General features: G+C 55.1%; 3 protein-coding genes. 1 reads left to right on the top strand and 2 read right to left on the bottom strand.

The genetic code is table 11. The annotated features are described in order from the left end of the window. On the top strand, positions 1-932 hold a 932-nt coding region (locus F7C38_06995; GenBank protein ID MCE4601290.1), incomplete at its 5' end, for a gamma-glutamyltransferase. On the opposite strand, the gene F7C38_06990 is transcribed toward F7C38_06995, so the two are convergent. Both F7C38_06990 and F7C38_06985 read right to left on the bottom strand, forming a co-directional pair. After that, complete coding sequence (locus tag F7C38_06990; GenBank protein MCE4601289.1) at positions 929-1,438, bottom strand: hypothetical protein; 510 nt, start codon at positions 1,436-1,438, stop codon at positions 929-931. The genes F7C38_06995 and F7C38_06990 overlap by 4 nt on opposite strands. A gap of 33 nt (positions 1,439-1,471) precedes the next feature. Continuing rightward, the coding region (locus F7C38_06985; protein ID MCE4601288.1) for an NAD(P)-dependent oxidoreductase at positions 1,472-2,026 on the bottom strand (555 nt) is incomplete at its 5' end.

The raw sequence follows: 2,026 nt of genomic DNA, 5'->3' as shown, positions 1-2,026 counted from the left end.
TATCAGTGGATCACAGGTTTTTCTACGAGGGAGACCCGGCCGACCGGGTTTCCGAGACGGTTAAGCGCTGGGGAGGCCTGCTATCACCGGAGGACATGGCTGGCTATCATGCAAGCCTGATGGAGCCGGTAGAAATGGATTATCACGGGTGGAAGATACTGGAGATGCCTCCCAACACCCAGGGAGTAACAACGCTACTAATACTCAGACTCCTTGAGCAATCCGAGCCGCCGCACAGTATACGAGAGCTCGTCGACGCATATGCTCTGGCGTACCATGTGAGGGACAACTACCTAGGAGACCCCAGGTACATGACCCAAAGTCCAGCCCAGCTACTCTCAACAGGGTTCATAAACCGGCTAGTGAGAGAGGAAGATACGTGGAGAAGCACGCCGTCAGGGTCGGATACAACATTCCTAGCCGCAGTGGATTCCCAGGGAACAATAGCCCTCGGGATACAGAGTCTCTTCCACCACTTCGGCTCGATGATAACAGAGCCCCACTACCAGGTCACGCTCCACTCAAGGGCCTCGTGCTTCACCTTGAAGAGAGGAGTGCCCAACACCCTAGGGCCCAGGAAGCTACCGTTGCACACGCTCTCAACCGTAATCCTTGAACACGAGTCCAGTATTGTGGGCTATGGGCTCAGCGCGGGCCACTACAGGCCCCAGTTTCACAGCCAGATAGCGGAGAAGATAGCTAGGTTAGGTATGGATCCTTTAGAGGCGTTCAACGGCCCTAGGCTAGCCTGGGTTCCCTGGACTAACAAGATAATAGTTGACCCTGGCCAAGGCGAAACCGTCAATTCTAGGGAGTACCGGGTTATTGAGGGTAGGACAGGGGTGGGAGGAGTCATACACTACTACGATGGGGTTGCACGCATAGCATCGGACACTAGGGGCGAAGGCCTAGCCATGGCCGTGAGGCACTAGCCCCGCCTGAGAAGCCTTATCCCCCTAGCCAAGCACCTCGGGTCCAATGTGAAGGGAGGAGTCCTTATCATATACTTATAGTACTCCTCACCATACTTCCTCAGACACTCTGGCTCCTCTGCCAGCAAGACGAATAGGAGCGCCGCCGAGACGCTCCAGCCGGATCCTAATACCGCGGCGGGGGAAGCGGCTAGTAGAGCTAGGCCCAGAGGGAACAATGCAAGGCCCAGGTGCTGGGGGTGCCTCATACAGCCATATACTCCCTCGACGAACAGCTTGTCAGGCCAGAAGCCACCCTCACCTTTATGAGCGTACAGTCTAAGCGTCCTACCGCCAACACTCGTGAGGAGCAACGAGTAAGCTATGATTAGTAGGCCAGCAGCTCTGAGGAGGATACCAGTTGCCCCGCTGAGAACCCTCCAGGGCCCGGGTGCAAAGTAGTATGGAGCGTAGAGCGTGATTATCCAGACAACCGGCCAGTATAGGAACTTCCAGGCTTGCTTCAACACACATCACCAGTGCTCCGGGTTTAATAGTAGTCAAAGCATTTTCCAAGATTCAAGCCATTCAACCACTGTCATAAGCCCTTCATCTAAGTCAACCGTAGGCCTCCAACCCGTTCTCTCGAGCTTATTTATAGGCACATCCTCGGGAGCCAGTAGTATGTACCTGAGGACCCCTATGAACCTGCTGGCCGGCGCAAGCAGTATTTTCGGGACGGTAACCTTGAGTCCTCCCCTGTTTCTGCCGGCGGCTTTTAGCATGGATTCAGCCAGCTCTAGGCTAGTGTACATTTTCGGCCCTCTAACATTGTATACGCCGCTCTCACCCCTGTCTAATAGGTGGAGTACCGAGTCGGCAACGTCATCGGCGGAGACCAGCGCGAGCTTCAGCTTCTTTCCTCCGAGGACTATGCCTATCCCATGCTTTGCTAGTCTAAGGAGCCTGGGTATGTCGGGGTTTAACGTGTATTTACCGTAGATCCACCCGGGCCGGAGGATTATCCACCTCCACCCTTCCCTGGCTGCTTTTTCCTTCACAGCTCTCTCCGCGTCGCACTTACTCTTCTCATACCAGGTCCTCGGCTTGCACTC

Source organism: Candidatus Thermodiscus eudorianus (genome assembly GCA_015521085.1).
Taxonomy (GTDB): Archaea; Thermoproteota; Thermoprotei_A; order Sulfolobales; family Acidilobaceae; genus Thermodiscus; species Thermodiscus eudorianus.
Note: the sequence above shows the minus strand (reverse complement) of the source record. Positions and strands in the feature narration are given on the sequence as shown.